Origin of the sequence: Flavobacterium aestuarii, assembly GCF_040049115.1 — a bacterium.
Lineage (GTDB): Bacteria > Bacteroidota > Bacteroidia > Flavobacteriales > Flavobacteriaceae > Flavobacterium > Flavobacterium aestuarii.
This window is the reverse complement of the sequence record NZ_JBDLZZ010000030.1, coordinates 1-19,506: the sequence shown is the minus strand read 5'-3', so window position 1 is coordinate 19,506 and position 19,506 is coordinate 1. Positions and strand designations below refer to the sequence as shown.

Below are 19,506 nucleotides of genomic sequence, written 5' to 3'. Positions count from 1 at the left end.
AAATCAATAGTAAGAATGGTAACAACCAAACCGATTTATCATAATAATATAAAACAGCCACTAAGTGTATAACTCAATAAATTAATATGATTACCCGTAAAAGTTTGATGAATATTTTACTCGCCACTGATTACACAGATTTCCACAGATTATATATTCGATGGGAATAAAAAGCAACCACAAATTTCACAAATTTTCACAAATTAATTGATGGCCCTTTTGAAAACAAATTGCGTTAGGGGTAGAAATGAAAAGTTTTGACCTGAAATCATTTAGTAATACAGCAGCGAGGAAGCGACCAAAGGAAGCTCCCGCAGTGCTAGTATTACTTTGATTTCAGGTTAAAATTTGTAATGGATGACCCGTAATACGCCCATATTAATTTAGATTTTAGATTGCAGATTTTAGATTTCTGATTATAGTACTTTGCATGCAAAAAAAAATCTCGCCATTGCTGACGAGACTTTGTATTTAATTTTGAATATGTGATTAGATAATCAGCATGGCATCTCCGTAAGAATAGAATTTATATCCTTCCTTGATTGCTTCTTCATAAGCTCTTTTCATTAAATCGTGTCCGCAAAAAGCAGAAACCATCATTAATAAAGTAGATTTTGGTGTATGGAAGTTAGTAATCATACAAGTTGGAATAGCAAAATCGTGAGGAGGAAAAACGAATTTGTTTGTCCATCCGTCGTAAGGATTCAATGTATTTTGTGAAGAAACTGAACTTTCTACAGCACGCATTGAAGTAGTTCCTACCGTACAGATTCTTTTCTTAGCAGCCTTTGCCGTGTTTACAATATCGCAGGCTTCCTGAGTAATTTTCAGCTCTTCGGAGTCCATTTTGTGTTTTGACAAATCTTCAACCTCAACGGGATTAAAAGTCCCTAAACCAACGTGAAGCGTAACTTCGGCAAACTTAACTCCTTTAATTTCTAATCTTTTCAATAAATGCTTAGAGAAGTGCAGACCAGCAGTTGGTGCTGCAACTGCTCCTTCTTCTTTAGCATAAATTGTCTGGTAACGCTCAGCATCTTCTGGAGTCACTTCGCGATTAATATATTTTGGGATTGGAGTTTCCCCAAGTTCAGTCAATTTATTTCTGAATTCTTCATAAGATCCATCATAAAGAAAACGCAATGTTCTTCCGCGGGAAGTAGTATTGTCAATTACCTCAGCCACCAATGAATCATCGTCGCCAAAGTATAATTTATTTCCGATTCTGATTTTTCTAGCCGGATCAACTAATACATCCCAAAGTCTTTGTTCGGCGTTTAGCTCTCTTAACAAAAAAACTTCAATTCTTGCACCAGTTTTTTCTTTATTCCCATATAAACGTGCTGGAAAAACTTTAGTATTATTCAAAATTAAAACATCACCATCATCAAAATAATCGATAACGTCTTTGAACATTTTATGTGTTATCGTCTGATTCTTACGGTCTACAATCATCAAACGAGACTCGTCTCTGTTTTCGGCTGGATATTCTGCAAGAAGTTCTTTTGGTAAATTGAAGTTAAAGTGGGATAATTTCATTTGCTGTTTTTTAAAAAGTTTAAAATTTCAAGTTTCAGTGTTTGAACTGAACTTAAAAATCTTTCGGGTGCAAATATACGATTGTGAAACAGGCGTTGTCAAGTGTTTAGGTGTTTATTTTTAACCTCACCCCAGCCTTCTCCACAATAGAAAAAGTTAAAACTCAACAATAGTCTAGGTAAATGACCACTTTTGGACAACCAAAAAGCCTAACTTTTTTAAATCGTTCCAAAAATCAGGGTATGATTTGGATACCACATCGGCATTATTGATTACAATTGGCACTTTTAATGCTAATGGTGCAAATGCCATCGCCATTCTGTGGTCGTTGTAAGTATCAATTCTTATTTCTTCATTAATCTTATCTGTTGCGATTAATGTCAAACTATCATTGGTTACCGAAATGTCAGCTCCTAGTTTTGTCAATTCAATTCGGAGTGCTTCCAGCCTGTCAGTTTCTTTAATTTTTAGAGTATGCAGACCTGTTAAATGACAGCCAATTCCTAATCCTAGACATGTAACTACAATGGTCTGTGCAATATCTGGTGTGTTATTTAAATCTAAGTTAATGTCTTTATAATCGAAACCTTCCTGTTTTGTCAAAGTGATTTTGTCTGCTTCAAACTGTGAAGAAACTCCCATCTGCTTATAGATTTCGACCAATGCAGAATCTCCCTGCAAACTTGTTTCTTTATAACTTGTCAAAGAAACAGAAGCTGTTTTTGCCAAAGCAACAAAACTGAAAAAGTACGAAGCCGAACTCCAATCGGATTCCACTGTCATTACTTTGGTTTCTACTTCTTTCTTAGGTTTTACTGTTATTACGTTTCCAACAAAACTGGTTTCAATATTTAAATCATTTAGCAGAGCCAAAGTCATTTTGATATATGGAACAGAAGTTATTTCGCCTACTAAAGTCAGTTCAATTCCGTTCTCTAATTTTGGCGCTACCAAAAGCAATGCCGATATATACTGACTGCTTACATTGGCAGGAATGCTGACTTTGTTTGCCGTTATTTTTTGTCCTTTGATTCGAATAGGCGGATAACCTTCTTGTTTTTCATAAGTGATTTTTGCACCTAACTGTACCAAAGCTTCTACCAGAACTTTAATCGGGCGTTCTGTCATTCTTTGAGACCCAGTTAAAACCACTTCACGGCCTTCGTTTACTGCAAAATAAGCGGTCAAGAAACGCATTGCTGTTCCTGCATGATGAATATCTACAATTTCATCATTGCCTTTTAGTGCTTTCTGCATTACTTCGCTGTCATCAGAATTTGACGTATTGGCCAAAGTAATATTGGGAAACAAAGCCTGTAACAGCAAAAGTCTATTGGTTTCACTTTTGGAACCTGTTATTGCAATCTGGTCTTGTAAGTCTGGTTGGGAAGTCTGTACTAGTAAATTCATTTCTCTTGAATAAGTTGAAAAGGTATGTCTGGCAAATTTATTTTAAAAAAAGGATGTACCAAAGCTTTGTTCTCACTTATAACATTATTTTAGTTTATCGTTGTTTTTGTGGCGGTCTTTGTCCCTGACAGATTTTAAATCCATTTTTTTGTCAAAAGCGGCCTGCAAATCGATTCCTGTCTGGTTAGCCAAGCACAATACTACAAAAACTACATCAGCTAATTCCTCCCCAAGATCCTTGTTTTTATCACTTTCTTTTTCGGATTGTTCTCCGTAACGACGGGCTATGATTCGGGCAACTTCGCCAACTTCTTCTGTAAGCTGAGCCATATTTGTCAGTTCGTTAAAGTAGCGGACTCCGTGTTCTTTTATCCAGGTATCTACGTCTAATTGTGCATTTTTCAGGTTCATGGCTGTATTTTTTTGAAAACTATTTTTTCGTTTTGTTTATCAATCATTTGTTGAAAAAAGGATTTTAAAGCGGGATAATTCTCTGACGAAACAATAGCTGTATTTATAGTATTGGTAATAATTAATTGTATTCTGTTATCGCTTTTTTCATAATTATAATAGAAAGACTGTAATCCATCTGGAGTTGATACTCTTAGGGGCTGTGGCATAGATTCAACTATATAGCCTTCGGGGATATTCAAGTCTACAGCATAAGTTTCTTTTTTTGGATAACCAAAATCTACTGGAAAATCTCGGTTCTCTAATTTGAAAGGGTTTTGATTTTTACTCAAAAACAACAGTGGACTCATATAAATTTTGCCTTCTACAACTTCAATTATTTTATTTCCTTTAAAAGAATATGTTTCAGAAACGGGTTTAGTTAAATCCTCCATGTTATCCCGAAGATAATCACTGATTTCAATATTATATTTATTTTCTAAATTTTCTAAATAATCATCTTTTGAAATCAAATGATTGGCAACTCTAAAATCAAGAGCCAAGTGGTCTAAAAAATGACTTTTGAGTTTACCAATTACACCTCCTTTTGAATCAACATTCAGCTGCATATTTACCATTTGTTCCGACACAAAACTAGGCATCAAATCAATTTCTTTTGAAGTGCGATCCGCACGGATCATTCTTCCAAACCAATTTAAATCCCTAAAAGGCAAGACATTTGGGGCTGAAAATTTTTCGGATGCATCCAAAAGAATAATTTTATCATTTTCTTCTACTCCGGCAATTACACAATCGAAAGCTGAAATACTTGGGGAAACCGAAATTCCGTTTTCTCTAGTACTGATCAAAACTGGGTTTGCCTTGAAACCTGCATATCTTAGCATAGCAGTAAGCATCAAATTAATCTCTGCAATATTGCCTGTTTTCGAAATATAGGCTTTTCGAACTCCGTCTGCACAATAAATCCCTCTGTTGTTATTCCATTTTACTGAAGACTTTACAAAAGTAAAGATCTTATCTAATTTTTCATCGCGTGTTTTACATTTTTCTAAAATAGGATCTAATTCATTTTTAAAATAGCCATTTTTATCTAATTCATATCTAAAAGTATCAGACTCATAGATTGATTTCACGATAGATTCCCAATCTCCAGCATAATTATAAATTCCACCATAATCGTTGTTTATTATCGAAAAATCATGAGAAATACTAGAGGTATAATTCTTTATATTATTTACAAAAGCTTCTTCTTTTAAAGCGGGCAAATCATTAGCGGTATAGGTAGTAACTACTTCAACAGTATTGTTTTGTCCATTTTTTCGCAAAACTGAAATTTGAGGAAAAATAAAACCTCTTTGAAAAGTTTTGAAAACAAATTTTTCAGGAATCCGTGTAACAAATTTAGAGTGATTTACAGGAATACTCATTTGAAAATCCCATCGAGGAGGCGTTATAATCCCGTCTTGGGTGCGAACGATATTAAATTCTATTACTGACCCTGCCTTTATATTTGGCATTACAAGAACCTTTTGCCCAAAATGTTCATTGTAATTATTTGCAAGAAGGCCTTCTTTTAAATCTAGTTTTGTCTTTTCAATTTTTCCGTCAGCCAGATTATAGGTATAAGCATTATATATATCTACTTTTTCGTTCAGTCCTTTTTGTGTAAAAAAATGATGCTGCCCCCAGCTCAACCCTTCTTTTTTGTATATTTTTATACGCATTTTAGTGTCGGTATTGGTATAATAATAGTTACTGCTGCCAACCAGAATTGCCGATTCACATTCAGCATTTAAAACTGCAGCAACTGCACTGCTATCTCTGGGATGAAGCTTTTCCTCCAGTTCCTTAACTGTTACATTGCCATATTCATATTTTTGAGCATTAACTTCTACAAACAAAAACAAAATGATAAAGACTAAAACTATTTTAAATTTCCTCATCATCTATATTTTTTTCAAAACTATTTTTTCAGTTTCCTTCTCTATCATTTTTTGATAAAAATCTTTGATTGGTTCATAAAAATCGGCCGAAACAATAGCCATATTTATCTCTTTGGTTATTGCTATCTGGACTTTGTTGTCTTGAACTGCTACATTAATTAAAAATGACAATTCATTATCCGGAGTTGCAATTTTCATAGGTTTAGGCACGGATTCAAAAGTATAACCCTCGGGAATTTCATAACTGATATTATATCTTTCTAATTTTGGATACCCGAAATAGATTCCCATTTCTCTTTTTTCCTGCATGAAAGGATTATGTGATTCTGTAAAAAACAACATTGGGTTAATATATATTTTGTCCCCAATAATATCGCAATGATTATTTGATGTAAATGTAAAAGTCTGTACAATGGGATCAGCAAAATTAGTTTTCTTATTATCAATAGTGTATCCTTGAATTTTGATTCCATTTAGATCATTCTCTAGTTTCTCCAGGTAGTTGTCCGTATCCATTTCTGCATATCTGTCTCTAAAACTGTACGCATCATAATCTGTAAGCTGTGATCTATACCTTCCTTCAATTTGACCCGATTTGTCCAGTTTTAACATCAGGGTGTAATATTTTCCAGAATTTTTAGCTGGCACCAGGTCTACTTCTTGGGTAATGCCTTCTTGTCTAATAAGTCTTCCTTTCCAGTTTAAAACGTTGAAAGGCAAAATATTTTGGGTAGTGTATTTATGAGTAGCATCTAATAAAATCTGTTTTCCATCAAGATTCACTGCAGCAATGACATAATTAAAGCCAGTTCTATTGGGGAAAACTGGTTTTCCGTGCTCTATGGTGCTAACTAATACTGGTGAGGCATCTAATCCTGCTGTTTTTAACATGCTGATAAGGATGAAATTTATTTCGGCTACATTTCCAGTTTTGGCAATATATGCCTGTTTAACGCCCTTATCTGTATAATATCCATTATCCCCGTTCCAGTGCATTCGGTCTTGCACAAATTTAAAAATTACTGCCAGCCTTTCATCCTTAGAATCAATACCTTTTAATACCAATCTCAGATCTTCTAGAAGATAAGAAGTCTCTTCCAGTTCTTTTCCAAATTCTTTATCTGCATAAATAGTTTTGGCCACGCCGTCCCAATCTTTTGAATAATTTTTCTCCTTTTCATCAGGAAAATTTGTTTTTTCAAGTTCATGATGCAACGACGATTGATAATTCATAATATTATCAACAAAGCTTTCTTCTTTTAAAGCTGGAACATTTTCGATGCTGTATTTCGTTTTCAGCTGATTAAAACTCAAATTGACTGTCTGATTGTGCTGATTGTCATAGTGAAGGCTTCCGTCTACTGCTTTTGAATCTACCTTAAGATCTATATAACCAATCTGAATAGGTTTATATGTGAAAAAATAAGGGATATTTGTAGTATACTCGGCTGCGTTTATTGGAATTTTTTCCTGAAAATAGAAAACAGGAAACTTGACAATGTTCTCGCTTTTCAAAACATATTTAAATTCAATAACTGATCCCTCTTTTATATTTGGCAATGTTATTGTTGCTTCATTCCAGTACTCGTTTACATTTTTCTTAAAGCTTCCTTCATTGTTAAGCTTCGTTTTAACAATCGCTCCATCTGCCAGATTATAAGTTACAGCATTAGAAAATGTAACAATATCATCATTATAATTTTCGTACCCTACATAATAAGGAACCGAAAAATTGGCCCAATTATACCCCTCCTTCTTATAGATTTTAATTCGCATGGAAACTTCCGTGATAGCTGTAAATCCTTTATCCCGGTGGTATTCAAAATTAGTTTTTCCTTTCTTGAATAATATAGCTGCAGCGGCACTGGAATCCTTTGGATGCAGTTTCTCTTTTAACTCTTCAAGCGATACTTTTCCTAATTCAAAATTTTGGGAATTTATTTTTGCAAATGAAAGCAAAATAAGCAAGCTCAATACAGTTTTGATTTTTCTCATTGCTTATGCTTTTTTCAAAATAATCTTTTCCGTTTCCTTGGCTATCATTCCTTGATAATAATCTTTCAGCATGGAATAATATTCTGCAGATACGATTGGAGTATTTATCTGATGTGAAATAGTCAACTGTATTTTATTACCCGCAGTATTGACAATAAATTTAAATCCTCCCATATTATCTTCCATATTTAACTGAGCTGACTTTGGCAAAGTCTCAACCACATATCCTTGAGGAATATCAATATTAATGCTGTATTTTTCTACAAAAGGAAAACCATAATCAATAGGGTATTCTCTTGTTTCCTGCTTAAAGGGGCTGTGCTCTTTGGTAAAAAACAATAATGGATTAAGGTAAATCTTTTCACCTATAACTTCACAAAGATCAGTTCCTGTAAAAGAACAAGTCTCCATAATTGGCAATTTTACATCTTTTTCATTGGATCTGGAATAATCTGCAATTTCAATTTTTTGATTTTCATTTTCTAATTTTTCCAAATACTCTTCTTCCTTTAGATTCTCAATCTCCGCTCTAAAGCTCATCGCATTATGGTTTGTTCTTTGCCTTCTTAGTTTTCCTGTTATTTTACCAGCGCCATCAATTGAATACATCATGATTACATTATCTGCTGAAGCAATTTTAGGCATTAAATCAACTTCTTCTGATGAGCCATCTTTCCTGATTAATCTGCCGAACCAATTTAAATCTCTAAACGGCAATATATTGGGATTAGAATATTTACTCGTAGCATCTAACAGTATTAAACCTTCTGGAGTTTCGACGGCAGCGATTACATAATTATAAGCGTATCTATTTGGAAAAATTGAAATTCCATTAGATCTTGTGCTCACGAGTACTGGATTTGCTTTTAGTCCTGCAGTACGCAACATGGCTGTAAGCATTAAATTAATATCGCCAACATTCCCTATTTTATCTTTGTACGCCTTTTTTACACCATTATCACAGGAATAGCCAAAATCTTCATTCCATTTTACTGTGGATTTTACATAACTTAAAATCGTGGCAATAATTTCATCTTGAGATGTCAGACCGGCAATTACTGCTTTCAGATCATCTTCAAAATAACCCGTTTTATTTAACTCTGGACCAAAATCCTCATACTCATAAATAGTTTTTGCGACAGCATTCCAATTTGTAGAATATGGCTTACTGGTTTCATTAGGATATTGTATCATAGATAATTCCTGAACTATACTTGTGGTATAATTGTCAATATTATTTACAAACGCCTCCTCTTTCATGGCTGGCACATCCGTAACCGTATAAGTGTTTCTAGTTTCCTGATAATTAACTTTATCTGTTGAAAAAGTAGTACTAGTAGGAGTCCATCCTCCTCCTGACCGCTCCTTGCTTGTAAAAGAAAGTGATTGCGAAGCTTTTTCGGTTACAATTTTTGGTGTAATAAAACCTTTTAGTTTAGTGTTGTAGATATAATACTCTGGCACAAAGGTCTTATACTCAGCATAATTTACAGGAATATTTGTCTGAAAATCAAATTCTCTAAGCATGCCAATATTATTTGTCCTTATAGTGTATTTAAATTCTACAACAGAACCCTCTTGTACACTAGGCAATGTGATTTTTTTTCTATTCCAGTATTTATTAATCTTTTCAATAAATTCGCCTTCACTTTTCAGCTTTGTTTTTTCAATTTTTCCAGCGGCTAGATTATAAGTTACTGCATCCGAAATTGATACTTTTTCTGAAATATTACCACCTCCGGCAATATAAGCAACCGACTGATTTGCCCAGTTATAACCTTCTTTTTTGTAAATTTTAATACGCATAGAAACCTCACATTGCACAATAAATCCTTCATGCTCCGAAAACTGAAAACTGGTTTGTCCTTTTTTAAATAATATTGCTGCAACAGCCGATGAATCTTTAGGATGTACTTTTTGTTCTAATTCGGCTATAGAGACTTTGCCTAATTTAAATTCTTGAGCATGTATGCTATAGCTAAATAGCAATAGTAAAATTAAGCTGGACAGGTGTTTGGTTTTCATTTTGAAATTAGCTTTTGGTTAAAATTATTTTGGCATTGTCGTTTTTAGAAATCTGTTCTCTAAAAAGGCGATATTCGTCATATTCTTTATTGGTATACAATCCTTTTTTTAACATGAACTTTCGTTTGTATACAACAGCAGTATTGTCTTTTTTTATGATCTCAGTTTTATATTCACCAAATTTTCCATTAATTTCAACATTGCTCGGAAGAAATTCGATTGAGAAGTTAGCGGGCAGAATAATTTCAATTTCATCTACATCTACGTATCCTCTTTGAATTTCCATTGGATTCTTTCTGTTTCGGATACGCTTTACATTTTGAGTTGATTGATTAAAAGCATTAAGGGCAAACATCATCTTATTACCTGAAACATTTCCATAATTCACGGCTGATATCTCGGCATTTTCGGTGAAGCTTACTTTTTCGGCATCATTCTTAAAAGTAATTTTTTTGATTTTTAAGTTATTGATAGTACTCCAGTAGTCTTTATAAAAAGCTTCCATTTCTGTAGGCGATAGTTTATCATTTCGGAATTTTTGATTGTACTGAGAACCCTCTGATACTATTCCAATTTTACCCGAGAAATCACCATTTTCGGCAATAACATATACCCCTTTACTCGTCTGTTTATTATTCATGTCATCATAAATTTTGGTATGAACAATCTCTCCTCCTTCGGGTCTTATTATTAAAACATTACGATCATCTGTAAATGTTCCCTGATAGCCAAAAGGGTCATCTTGGCTTGTACATTCTAAAAAAATATATGAATCTTTATTAGGCACTGCTAGAATCATGTGATTTCCCTGCATGGAAACAAAATCTGATTCAATATCACGCTTTCTTGGATTACCATATAAAACCACATTATAAGATGGTACATCCACAACGTTCAGCAGTGCTTTGGTATAGTTGCTCAATGCTTTGCAATCCCCATATCCCAAACGATCTACATCACTGGCTAACATTGGTTTCCAGCCTCCAATTCCAACTTGTATGCTAACATATCTGGATTTTTCCTGAACATATTTATAAATTATCTGGGCTTTTTTGACAGGATCGGTTTCAGTACCTACCAGGGCTTTAATTTTTGCTTTTGTCAACTCAGGAAGATCTGTAGTTCCATTCAAGATTTTTTCGTTATACCATTTTCCAAATTCAGTCCAGTTTTTAGCATTGCCATCAACTCCCTCAAGATGAAATGATTCTAATCCCATCATTACTCTTGGAAAAAGCGACATCGCTGAGGGGCAGACTGATTCTTCTTTTTGAGCAGTTATTTTTGATGCTTCAAAAGAAAGCCCTGCAGGAGTTTCTAAAGTTTTTTTGACACTAAAATTAGAGAAATTGAATTCCTTGTATTTAAATCCAAGGTTTGAAGGATAGGTAACATTCAGAATACTTTTTTCTATACTTACAGCATAATTATTCAAGGGCATCCATTGCGGGATAAAAGCCGTATTTGATGTTTCTATCTCACATTCAAACACAACGGTATAAGGATATTGGATTGGTGTGTAATCCAGATAAATATAGCGGCTGTCCGAAAAGAGTGTACTGCCGCTTACTGCACTTACATCTCTGAAATCGCCTTTTTTTACCTTTTTAATTTCTTTGCCGAAAGCATCGTAGATTGTGGCCAATATGCTTCTTACTGTCCATGATTTATTGTAATTTTCATAAGCTTCAATAGTTTCATTACCATTGTCATTTAGAACAGTAACCACTCTTTTGGTTTTAATATTCATACTGCGCTGTGACGCTATTACTATATCAGTCTGATTGAAACGGACAACTGCATTGGCATTTTCCTTGAGGCTATCAGAAATAGCAAGGGAACTGTAATCACTTTTTTGAGAGAAAAGCTGCGTAGTGGCAAGCAGTAAAACAACCGTAAAGGCTGTAATTAATTTGTAAGGCATAAGATTTTTTTTGGTGACGAAATATAAGAAAATTTTGTTTAAATAAAACTTAATACCAAGTATTATTTTTATGCTTTTTTAACCAATACAATGTAAATGTCATACGTTTAAAAAGCAAAAAAAGCAGTTATTGCTTTAACTGCTTTTTACTTGAATTTTAATTATATATGCCGTTGGAAAGCTTATTTATTATACCCCGCTAAAAATGGTAAAACCACCATCTAAGGTAATTTTGGAACCTGTTGCAAATTTTGAAGCATCACTTAACAGCCATACCAATCCTCCGACTAATTCATCAGGACTGCCGAAACGGCCATAAGGGGTGTTTTGGATAACGAGATTCCCTCTTTCTGTCAGACTGCCATTTTCATTAGTCAGCAAAGTTCTATTTTGCTCTGTCAAGAAAAAACCTGGTGCTATCGAATTCATACGGATTTTATCACCATACCGTTTAGCAAGCTCTACAGCAAACCATTTGGTATAAGAATCGATTGCTGATTTTGCCAAACTGTATCCTAAAACCTTTGTCATCGCTGCAACTGTCGCTACCGAGGAAATATTTACAATACTTCCTTTACCTGCGGTATCTTTTATAGCTTCGCCAAAAATCTGTGTCGGCAGAAGCGTTCCAAAAAGATTAAGATTCATAACCTGCTGAAGAGCATTCATATTTAATTTAAAAATATCCTGATCGGGCTGCACTACAGCATCAGGCATATTTCCTCCGGCGGCATTTACTAAACCGTCTATTTTACCGTATTTTGAAAGAACTAAATCCCGGGCCGCAATCAAATCAGATTCAATAGTCACATCTGCAATCAGTGCAATTGCTTTTCCTCCCTTATCCAAAATATTCTGTGCACGTTCATTAGCCGTTTTTTCATTTCTTCCCAAAATGCCAACTGCTGCACCTGCATCAGCAATTCCATATATAAAAGCTTCGCCTATAACACCTGTAGCACCGGTTACAATTATTACTTTATCACTTAATAAAAGATCTGTTTTCAATTTTGATTATATTTTACATTACTATTTATTTAATTTCAGCATGAAAAGTGCTTTTTTTAAAGCAGCAGAATTACTCCATCAGGAAAACAGTCAATCCTCTTGCTCCATGCGCGCCTAAGACTAAAGACTGCTCAATATCTGCCGTTTTTGACGGTCCCGCTATAAAAGTCCCAAAGCCATACTGCTGATTCCCGATACGGTCATAAGCCTGATGCATCTTGGCAACAATATCTTTTTTATTGACAATAATAGCCAGATACTGAGGAATGAAACTCGAAACACGTTGTCCCATTAATTCATCTGTAACCCAAAGCGCGCTGTTTTCGGCAACGCCAAAATGTGCTTTAAGCAGCAGTAATTCTGCGTTTTCCAGAGTATGAGGGCCATCGTTGATCCAATCCAGATCTGCTATCTCTGAAAGCTCTGGAATGGCAGTTAATATCCGTTTATTAATATCGTAATTCTCTTTTACAAAATTAATCACTTCTGCAAAATCCGATACTTCTGCAAAATCACCGCCAATGCTTTTTAAAACTGTTTTATACTGCTCTAAAACATCTGAATCAGACTTCTTCAAAAGGCTTAAATCAGGAAGTTCATGAATTTCCTTTGGCTGATTCTGTTTTATTTTGTGTAAAATTCTCTCCTTACTGTTCATCATTTTTCCCTTTTGCTGCTTTGCCGTTTTTCTTGTACCACTCTCTAAAAGATTCTTCTGGAACTTCTGGCATTTCGCGCTGGCTGTGCCATTTATTCCACTTATTATTTACCAGAACAGGCATATTTTTCATTGCAAAACGACCCCATTTACCAGCAATGTCAAATACCATTGGGCTGGCTAAAACCGCTGCCATTGTTTTCATTGCTATTGTTTTGGCCTTTGGCGTATAACCTTCTTTTACCAAAACCTGTCTCCATTTGTACAACTGGTCGTGAATATCAATTTTTACAGGGCATACATTGGTACAGGAACCGCATAATGTACTGGCAAAAGGCAGATCAGCATTTTTTTTCATATCCAGATTTGGAGCTAAGATTGAACCAATTGGTCCAGCAACGGCATTGTGATAACTGTGTCCTCCGCTTCGTCTGTATATGGGGCAAGTATTCATGCAGGCACCACAGCGGATGCATTTCAATGAATTCCTGAAATCTTCTCTGCCTAACTGCTCGCTTCTTCCATTATCAACAATAACAATGTGAATCTCTTTTCGGTCTCGTGGTTTTTTGAAGTGGCTGGAAAATGTCGTTATGGGCTGTCCCGTGGCACTTCTTGCCAATATTCTCAAGAAAACTCCTAAATGTTTCCGTTTCGGAATTAATTTTTCAAATCCCATGCAGGCAATATGAACATCGGCTAAATGCGCACCCATATCTGCATTTCCTTCATTGGTACAAACAACAAACTCGCCAGTTTCTGCAACTGCAAAATTTACACCTGTCAAAGCTGCCCTGCGGGTCAAAAAAACATCTCTTAAATGCTGGCGGGCAGATTCGGTTAAATATTGTGGGTCATTATTTCCTTTTTGTGTTCCAAGATGTTCATGAAAAGTCTCGCTTACATCTTCCTTTTTAAGGTGAATGGCCGGCAGTACAATATGGCTTGGCGGTTCTTTTCGAAGCTGGACAATACGTTCTCCCAAATCTGAGTCTATAACATCAATACCTTTTTCGGCTAAATAATCATTCAGATGGCATTCTTCGGTAAGCATCGATTTGGACTTGACCATCTGCCTGATATTATGTTTTTCTAGTATCGAATGAACGATGGTATTGTGTTCCTCAGCATTAGCTGCCCAGTGAACTATAATTCCGTTTTTTTGAGCATTGGCTTCAAACTCCAAAAGATAATCATGAATGTTTGAAAGCACATTGAATTTTATCTGAGAGGCTGTTTCTCTAAGTAATTCCCATTCTGGAATCTGATGAGCAGATCTGTCTCTTTTTTCGCGGACAAACCATAATGTTTCATCATGCCAATTGACACGCGCTGCATTCTTGTTAAAAATGGCGGCGGCTTCACTGTGCGGGATTGTTTTATTGGAACTCATTCGGTCAATTTTAGTCTTACGCTTTCAAAGTATTTAGAATTTCTGCAATATGAATAGTCTTAATTGAACTTTCTTCTCTTCGCAAAATTCCTTCCATGTGCATTAAACAGGACATGTCAGCACCAGTAATATAATCTACGTGATGTTCTTCATGATCCTTGATACGGTCTTGTCCCATTTTTACTGAAATAGCTTCTTCGGTTACGCAAAAAGTACCTCCAAAACCGCAGCACTCATCTTTTCGGGACAATGTCATTAAATTCAAACCTTTTATATTGGTTAATAATTGTTCGGGTTTTGAAAAATAGGGAGCATTTAATTCACTCATCTGCGAAAGCTTTAATCCGCGCTGGCCATGACAGCTTTGATGCATACCAACCTTAAATGGAAAATTTCCTTCAATACTTTTTATTTTTAAAATATCTGTAATAAACTCCGTGAGCTCATAAACAGCAGATCGGATTTTTGCAGCAGATTCAATATCCGTTTCACTATGCAGATGCTCTTTTACGTGCAATACACAGCTTCCTGATGGACAGACGATATAGTCAAAACTGGCAAAATTGGCAATAAAATTAGCATCACATCCTTTAGTCAAATGCTGGTAACCGCTATTAGCCATAGGCTGGCCACAGCAGGTCTGTTTCATCGGAAAATCTACATCGCAGCCTAATTTCTGCAATAATTCGAGCGTTGCAATACCTATCTTTGGATAAAACTGGTCTACGTAACAAGGGATAAAAAGTCCAACTTTCATATATTTATAACTTATTGATAAAGCTGCTCCAAAAGTATAAAGCGTTTTAATCTAGTTTTTTAAGATTCCTTCAAATTTAGAATAACCTGCCGAGTTTTACATACAATTGAGTAATTATTTTTGCCTGATTTATAGTCTATCATATTTTTAATCACGTGCAATTACTCTTCATTCATCAAATTGAATTAATTTAAAAATTACCAAAATAGTGCCGCAATGATTGTACAGCAAAATTAAAAACATATATTTGTGTAATCGATTGCATAAAATACAAATATAACATAAATACTAGAAAGTATGAATTTCAAATTAAAACAGTTGTTATTATTTTCAATGATTGTGGTTTCAATTGGCGGTAGGTCGCAAAACAAAAAAGCCACAAAAGATTTTTATGGGGGTATCGAATTTAAAATGAATAAAATAAACGAGCCCAAAATTCCAAATAACAGTGTAAATATTATTGATTTTGGCGCAGTAAACGGAGGAACAGTTTTATGCACAGAAGCTTTTGCCAAAGCCATAGAGGCTGTGGCAAAAAAAGGAGGCGGGAAAATAATTATTCCGCCTGGAATCTGGCTTACAGGACCAATTATTCTAAAAAGCAATATTGAGCTGCATGCACAAAGAGGAGCACTAATTAAATTTTCGACCAATAAAGATTTATATCCAATTATCGAAACCAGTTTTGAAGGATTAAATACATGGAGATGCATCTCTCCCATTTATGGAAAAAATCTCCAAAATATAGCATTTACAGGAAATGGTGTTTATGACGGTTCTGGCGAAGCTTGGAGAATGGTTAAAAAAGATAAATTAACCGAAAGCCAATGGAAAAATTTATTGGCTTCTGGAGGAGTATTGAATGATAAAAAAAACAGCTGGTATCCATCCGAACAATATGCTAAAGGAAATCAGAATGCCGATCAGAATGTACGAAGCGATTTAAAAACCAAGGAGCAATTCGAAGAAATTCATGATTTCCTGCGTCCTGTAATGGTAAGCATCCAAAACAGCAAGCGTGTTTTATTTGACGGCCCGGTTTTTCAAAATTCGCCAGCGTGGAATATTCATCCGCTAATGATTGAAGATTTAATTATACGCAACACTACTGTTCGAAACCCTTGGTATTCTCAAAATGGAGACGGACTGGACGTAGAATCCTGCAAAAATGTACTGGTAGAGAACTCCAGTTTTGATGTGGGTGACGATGCCATCTGCATTAAATCAGGAAAAGATAAAGATGGACGTGACCGAGGTGTTCCCTGCGAAAATATTATAATTAGAAATAATATCGTGTATCATGGACATGGCGGCGTTACTGTGGGGAGCGAAATGTCCAGCGGTGTAAAAAACATGCACGTTTCCAACTGCACTTTTATGGGAACCGATGTGGGTCTGCGTTTTAAAAGTACCCGAGGACGTGGCGGAGTAGTCGAAAACATCTTTATAAAAGATATTTTTATGACAAATATCCCTTCGCAAGCCATTTCTTTTGATTTATATTATGGAGGCAAATCAATTGCAGAAAAACTTGCCGAAGGTGATGATGCCAAAATTAAAGCAGGCATTCCCGTAGACGAAAAAACGCCACAATTTAAAAACATCATTATTAATAATGTGTTTATAGATGGTGCACAGCAAGCGGTCTTTTTGCAAGGACTGCCCGAAATGAATTTAGAAAATATCGAAATTTCAAATTTAACCGCCAAAGCTGATAAAGGATTTTCAATAATTGATGCTGATGGAATTAAACTGCACGACATTCAATTGGAAATTAAAAACAATACAGTTTTTGAAATTTACAACACTAAAAACATGGTGCTGAAAAATGTTAATTTCAATTCCAATTCCTCAAAAGCAGTAACTATTGATGGTGAAGCCAGTAAGAATATTGAATTGATTTCGAATACAAAAACTGATTTTAGCACAAAAACAGCCGTTGGTAAAGATGTAACTAAAGACGCAGTGAAAATGTAACAGCTCAGTTTTTTATAGATCAGAAAGGCAATTTTACTAATTTGGTAAAATTGCCTTTTTTTTAACCTAAAACTTTTTCTTTATAAAAATTCAACTGATTGTTTATATTTTATATCCCTATATTAGCTACAAAAAACAATTGACAGCTATTATCCGCAACTATAATTATGCTAACATTCAACAAAAAGTACTTTTTCTTATCAATTATCCTATTAATTATAGAAGTTTTAATTGCACTATTTGTTCATGATAAATTGATTCGCCCGTATCTTGGCGATGTGTTAGTTGTAATCTTGATTTACTGTTTTATAAAATCTTTTTTGGAGCTGCCAGTTTTGCCGGCTGCAATATTCGTTCTGCTGTTTTCTTTTGGCATAGAATTTCTTCAATATCTAAATATTGTTGAAAAACTGGGCCTTCAAAATTCTAAAATTGCCAGAACAGTTATTGGAACTTCATTTGCCTGGATTGATTTAGTATGCTATATTGCGGGAATTATTATTGTTCTTTTTACTGAAAATTTTTTTGCAAAAAATTAAAAAACAGTATTTAAGAGCATCTGAAAACAATGTAAAATGAAAAAATTTATTATCATAACCATTTCAGTTTTGACCGCGAATGCTTTTGGCCAAAAGAAAACTGAAAATTCACAGGCAATTTCTGAACAGGATACTATTATCAACGTTGTTAATGTAATTAAATTTAAAAATGCCAAAAAACCGGCTTACTTTATAAATGGGGAACTGGTCGATCCGAGTGCTGTAAAATTTTTAGACCCAAACAAAATTGATAATGTCAAAGTCGAAAAAGAAGATGTTAAGATAGATAACATTAACTATTCCGGTAAGATTTTGATTGAAATGAAAAATGGTTACAAACCAAAACTGATTTCTTTAGACGAGTTAAGAAAACAATACACCACTCTTGAAGAAAATTCAGTAATTTTTCAAATTGACAATGAAATAGTTGATGGTGACTGCAAAAAATATGTAGTAGACAAAAATTACATTTTGAAAATAACTGTCAACAAGCTGGAAAACCCAAATTTGAGTGTTATAAAGGTGATTAATAAATCGGAAGAGAATATAAAAAAATCAAACGAGATAATAATTCGTGGTGACACTATTCATTAAACCGTTTTCTTCCTGACTTGTTTTTCTTATTTATCGAAGCTCAGGGTTTGTTTTCATCAAGGCTCTGCAACGCATCATCGCTTCGACAAGATAATAATCCCCATAGGTAAGAGGCGTATCAATCTCAGTTTTATTGGGCATATTACCTACTCCATGCTTTAGCAGAAAACCGCCGTTTGTTCCAGCCTTAGCAATATATTCAGCTGTAAGCAGATTTGATAAAATCGTTTTGGCAGAATTGTAATAGTGTATTCCCTCTTTTTTCTCTGCATACCCGCCTAATTCCAATAAGGCCGATGCCATTACGGATGCAGCCGATGAATCCCGCAAAGCATTAGGAATATCAGGAGCATTAAAATCCCAATACGGAATTTTGTCAGCAGGCAGATTAGGATGATTCAAAAGATAATTTGCAATATTCTGAGCTTGTTTTAAATATTTGGCATCCTTTGTTTCCCGGTACATTACAACATAGCCATACAATCCCCACGCTTGACCGCGTGCCCAGGATGAATTATCAGCAGCACCCTGATTTGTGATTTGTTTTGTTACTTTTCCTGTTTCATTATTGTAAACCACTTCATGGTATGAACTATAATCTTTTCTGAAATGATTCACCATAGTTTTATCGGCATGCTGAATGGCAATATTATAATAGGTGCTGTCACCGCTATGTTTTGTTGCCCAGAATAGAAGCTCCAAATTCATCATATTATCAATAATAACAGGAGATTCATCTTTTGAGGCGTGATTCCACGGTGCGCTGTCCCATGATTTTATACAGCCTGTTTTTGGATTAAAACGGCTAGCCAATGATTTGGCACTGTTCATTAATATTGTTTCATATTCTTTACTCGGATTTAATCGCTGTGCGTTTCCAAAACTGCAGAACATCATAAAACCAAGATCATGCGTGGTGGTATTGAACTGTTCTTTTTTCAGGTCTTCCAATACATTTAGCGCTTCTTTTTTCAGCTCTGGAGCACTTTTGGCTTCGTCTAAATAGAGTAAAGTACCTGGATAAAAACCACTGCACCACCAGCCAGAATCAGAGGTTTCCAGCTTATTCGTGTCTGCAAAATATTTTTTTGGATATTTGCCGGCAGTTACCTGCTTGCTCAAAAAAGCATATTGCTGTATTGCCGTCTGCAAAGTGGCATTTATTTTTTCTTCCAGATTTTGTTTCCGAAAGCCTGCCGCTGCAAAAAACACTAGAATTATAACAAATAAATAATACTTTTTCATATTGTTCTTTTTTAATTAATTCAAGTTGCTAGTTAATTGATTTGTTTAATTGTAATCCAAATACAAACAATGTAAGCTTTATTAGAAA

15 protein-coding genes are annotated in these 19,506 nt (G+C 34.8%); 3 read left to right on the top strand and 12 right to left on the bottom strand.

Translation table 11 applies throughout. From position 1 onward, the window contains the following. Window positions 1–489: 489 nt before the first annotated feature. The 11 genes from queA to ABEG11_RS18515 form a co-directional block, all read right to left on the bottom strand. The gene (gene queA, locus ABEG11_RS18565) at window positions 490–1,539 is read right to left on the bottom strand and encodes a tRNA preQ1(34) S-adenosylmethionine ribosyltransferase-isomerase QueA (RefSeq protein ID WP_348825686.1); all 1,050 of its coding nucleotides are present in this window, start codon (window positions 1,537–1,539) and stop codon (window positions 490–492) included. A gap of 174 nt (window positions 1,540–1,713) precedes the next feature. Next, window positions 1,714–2,949 (bottom strand): 3-phosphoshikimate 1-carboxyvinyltransferase, encoded by a 1,236-nt coding sequence (gene aroA / locus ABEG11_RS18560; protein WP_348825685.1) that lies wholly within the window; start codon window positions 2,947–2,949, stop codon window positions 1,714–1,716. Between the two features lie 84 nt (window positions 2,950–3,033). Further along, entirely contained in the window at window positions 3,034–3,360 is a 327-nt protein-coding gene (locus tag ABEG11_RS18555) for a nucleotide pyrophosphohydrolase (RefSeq protein ID WP_007811153.1), read from the bottom strand. Then, window positions 3,357–5,306, bottom strand: a complete 1,950-nt coding sequence (locus tag ABEG11_RS18550; RefSeq protein ID WP_348825684.1) for a DUF3858 domain-containing protein — start codon at window positions 5,304–5,306, stop codon at window positions 3,357–3,359. Before ABEG11_RS18550 ends, ABEG11_RS18555 begins: the two co-directional genes overlap by 4 nt. Beyond that, window positions 5,307–7,298 carry a DUF3858 domain-containing protein gene (locus ABEG11_RS18545; RefSeq protein ID WP_348825683.1) on the bottom strand — a complete coding sequence of 664 codons (1,992 nt, stop codon included), beginning with the start codon at window positions 7,296–7,298 and terminating at the stop codon, window positions 5,307–5,309. Between the two features lie 3 nt (window positions 7,299–7,301). Then, window positions 7,302–9,323 carry a DUF3858 domain-containing protein gene (locus tag ABEG11_RS18540; RefSeq protein WP_348825682.1) on the bottom strand — a complete coding sequence of 674 codons (2,022 nt, stop codon included), beginning with the start codon at window positions 9,321–9,323 and terminating at the stop codon, window positions 7,302–7,304. 7 nt (window positions 9,324–9,330) lie between these two features. Further along, on the bottom strand, window positions 9,331–11,247 hold the full coding sequence (locus ABEG11_RS18535; RefSeq protein WP_348825681.1) for a DUF3858 domain-containing protein: 1,917 nt from the start codon (window positions 11,245–11,247) through the stop codon (window positions 9,331–9,333). Between the two features lie 189 nt (window positions 11,248–11,436). After that, complete coding sequence (locus ABEG11_RS18530) at window positions 11,437–12,255, bottom strand: SDR family oxidoreductase (protein WP_348825680.1); 819 nt, start codon at window positions 12,253–12,255, stop codon at window positions 11,437–11,439. Window positions 12,256–12,325: 70 nt separating this feature from the next. After that, a complete protein-coding gene (locus tag ABEG11_RS18525) occupies window positions 12,326–12,916 on the bottom strand; it encodes a LutC/YkgG family protein (RefSeq protein ID WP_348825679.1) in 591 nt (196 codons plus the stop codon). Beyond that, window positions 12,903–14,306 (bottom strand): lactate utilization protein B, encoded by a 1,404-nt coding sequence (locus ABEG11_RS18520; protein WP_348825678.1) that lies wholly within the window; start codon window positions 14,304–14,306, stop codon window positions 12,903–12,905. The genes ABEG11_RS18525 and ABEG11_RS18520 overlap by 14 nt, the downstream gene beginning before the upstream one ends. 16 nt (window positions 14,307–14,322) lie before the next feature. Then, the gene (locus ABEG11_RS18515) at window positions 14,323–15,063 is read right to left on the bottom strand and encodes a (Fe-S)-binding protein (protein ID WP_348825677.1); all 741 of its coding nucleotides are present in this window, start codon (window positions 15,061–15,063) and stop codon (window positions 14,323–14,325) included. 333 nt (window positions 15,064–15,396) lie between these two features. Here ABEG11_RS18515 and ABEG11_RS18510 point away from each other — a divergent pair, with 333 nt between their 5' ends. From ABEG11_RS18510 to ABEG11_RS18500, 3 genes are all read left to right on the top strand, one after another. Continuing rightward, window positions 15,397–17,040: a glycoside hydrolase family 28 protein gene (locus tag ABEG11_RS18510; protein WP_435302851.1), complete on the top strand. Its 1,644-nt coding sequence runs from the start codon at window positions 15,397–15,399 to the stop codon at window positions 17,038–17,040. Between the two features lie 167 nt (window positions 17,041–17,207). After that, entirely contained in the window at window positions 17,208–17,579 is a 372-nt protein-coding gene (locus ABEG11_RS18505; protein ID WP_348825675.1) for a ribosomal maturation YjgA family protein, read from the top strand. 36 nt (window positions 17,580–17,615) lie between these two features. Next, window positions 17,616–18,173 (top strand): hypothetical protein, encoded by a 558-nt coding sequence (locus ABEG11_RS18500; RefSeq protein WP_348825674.1) that lies wholly within the window; start codon window positions 17,616–17,618, stop codon window positions 18,171–18,173. Window positions 18,174–18,203: 30 nt separating this feature from the next. Here the strand turns inward: ABEG11_RS18500 and ABEG11_RS18495 are convergent, their stop codons facing one another. Beyond that, window positions 18,204–19,418 carry a glycoside hydrolase gene (locus ABEG11_RS18495; protein ID WP_348825673.1) on the bottom strand — a complete coding sequence of 405 codons (1,215 nt, stop codon included), beginning with the start codon at window positions 19,416–19,418 and terminating at the stop codon, window positions 18,204–18,206. Between the last annotated feature and the right edge of the window lie 88 nt (window positions 19,419–19,506).